Source organism: Acidovorax cavernicola, assembly GCF_003581445.1.
Genome location: NZ_QXMN01000170.1, coordinates 1 through 1,954 on the forward strand (window position 1 = coordinate 1; position 1,954 = coordinate 1,954).

Below are 1,954 nucleotides of genomic sequence, written 5' to 3' on the forward strand. Positions count from 1 at the left end.
CTGCACGAAGGCCCTGCGGCCCAGGCCATCGTCGACGCCGTGCGCCCCCATCCCGGCGCGCCCGGCCGCATGAGCCTGGCCGATCTTGCGGGCTACCAGCCGCGCGAGCGCCAGGCGCTGTGCCACGACTACCAGGTCAACATCCCCGCGAGCCAGAACAGCTACCGCCTCTGCGGCTTTCCGCCGCCGAGCTCGGGTGCGATCGCCATCGGCCAGATCCTGGGCATGCTCAAGCAGACGCCGGCCAACGGCCTGCCGCTGGGCGAGGACGGCCTGCCCGGCGCCGAATGGCTGCATTACTACAGCGAGGCCGCGCGCCTCGCCTATGCCGACCGCGCGCTCTACCTGGCCGATCCCGATTTCGTGCCGCCCCCGGCCGGCAGCTGGCGCAGCCTGCTCGCGCCCGCCTATATCGCCCAGCGTGCGCAGCTGATCGGCCCGCGCCACATGGCCAGCGCCGCGGCCGGCACGCCGGCGCCACAGCCCGAGCGCGTGTCGTTCGCGCCCATGGCACATCAGCCCGAATACGGCACCAGCCACATCAGCATCGTCGACGCCAGCGGCAATGCGCTCGCGCTCACGACCACCATCGAAGCCCAGTTCGGCGCGCGCCGCATGGTCAACACCAGCTTGCACAGCGCCCAGCCGCGCAGCGGCGGCTTCCTGCTCAACAACCAGCTGACCGACTTCAGCTTCAGCCCGCGCGGCGCGAACGGCGCGCCCGTCGCCAACCGCGTGCAGGCCGGCAAGCGTCCGCGCTCGTCGATGTCGCCGACGCTGGTGTTCGACAACGCCACCGGCCGGCTGCTGGCCAGCGCCGGCAGCCCGGGCGGCGCGCAGATCATCCACTACACCGCCAAGGCGCTGTACGCGACGCTGCACTGGGGACTGATGCCCCAGCAGGCGATCGACCTGCCGAATTTCGGCAATGTCAGCGGCCCCACGCAGCTCGAGCAGCAGCGCTTTCCGGCCAGCACGGTGCAGGCGCTGCAGGCGCGCGGCGGCGAAGTGCGGCAGATCGAGATGACCAGCGGCCTGCAGGTGATCGTGCGCGGCAGCGCGCACGGCCAGCTGATGTGGTTCAGCGGCTCCGACGCGCGCCGCGAAGGCAGCGTGATGGGCGACTGACGCATGCCGCCGCGCATTGCGCCTGTCGACTGGCGCCGGCCCTGCCGGATTCTGCTGCTCGCGGCCTGCTGCGGACTGACCGCCTGCGGCCTGCCGCCGCTCGAGGGCCGGACCACGAGCAGCGCGCTGCCGGCCAGCGCCGCCGCCCAGACCCCGCTGGGCCAGGCGCTCGCGCCCCAGGCCGCGGCCCACGCCGGGCTCAGCGGCATTTACGCGCTGTCCGATCCGCTCGAAGCCTTTGCCGCGCGCGCACTGCTGATGCGCGCCGCGCAGCAGACGCTCGATGTGCAGTACTACATCTGGCACGACGACACCACGGGCGCGCTGCTGGCCCGGGAACTGCTGGCCGCGGCCGGGCGCGGCGTGCGCGTGCGCCTGCTGCTCGACGACGTCGGCACCTCGGGCCTGGACGCCCAGTGGAGCGCGCTCGACCAGCACCCGCAGATCGAAGTCCGGCTCTTCAACCCCATGGCGGTGCGCCGCCCCAAGGCCCTGGGCTACCTCACCGATTTCACGCGCGCCAACCGGCGCATGCACAACAAGTCGCTGACCGCCGACAACCAGGCCACGGTGATAGGCGGACGCAACATCGGCGACGAATACTTCGGCGCGACCGACGGTGTGCTGTTTGCCGACCTCGATGTGCTGGCCGTGGGCGCCATCGTGCCCGAGGTCTCGCACGACTTCGACCGCTACTGGGCCAGCGACTCGTCCTATCCGGTCGCCGCCCTGCTGCCGCCGCATGACCTCGCGCAGCGCCAGCGCCTCGACGCCAGGCTCGCGCAAACCGCGGCCGCACCCGCCCCGCAGGATTACCAGCGCGCCG

General features: G+C 72.4%; 2 protein-coding genes. Both read left to right on the plus strand.

All coding sequences use genetic code 11. The features are described from left to right. The coding region (locus tag D3H34_RS32150; RefSeq protein WP_205736856.1) for a gamma-glutamyltransferase at positions 1-1,128 on the plus strand (1,128 nt) is incomplete at its 5' end. A 3-nt stretch (positions 1,129-1,131) separates the two neighbouring features. Further along, positions 1,132-1,954: phospholipase D-like domain-containing protein (locus D3H34_RS32155; RefSeq protein ID WP_286186544.1), on the plus strand; the 823-nt coding region annotated here is incomplete at its 3' end.